The 391-nt window shown below is 58.8% G+C and carries 1 protein-coding gene; it reads left to right on the top strand.

Annotated features, from left to right (window positions below; translation table 11 throughout):
- A partial coding sequence (locus AC0L20_RS40080; RefSeq protein ID WP_473295682.1) for a hypothetical protein occupies positions 1–365 on the top strand: 365 nt, incomplete at its 5' end.
- Positions 366–391: the final 26 nt, after the last annotated feature.

Raw genomic sequence — 391 nt, 5'->3', positions numbered from 1 at the left:
GCGAAGAGTCGGCAGCAGAGGCGCAAGCCGCCAAGGCACGTTACGGCCTGCTGATGCGGGTGAAGTCGAAGATAGACCCGAACGGCAGTGACCGCGATCACAAGAACGTCCGCTATGTCTATTACGAAGTGTTCCCCCTGCAAGGGCTGATCCGTCCTCGTCATGACTTGCCCAGGTATCTGCCGAACCCGCCTCCCAGGGTGTCTAATCCCGAAAACTATGAAACGACCCAGGCCAAAGGCGTTGACGTCGCGGTACTCACTTGCTGCCCCGGCCTGAGTTCCGGCAAAGAAACGCCCTTGATCGCTTCGGTCAACAACCCGCCGGACCATTTTCCCACCTGCGGCGACGTGCCATTTTCATAGGCCTCGTAATCAACCGCGACGTCAAC

It is taken from the genome of Bradyrhizobium sp. Kon58 (assembly GCF_055807455.1).
This window is presented reverse-complemented; position numbering and strand designations above follow the sequence as displayed.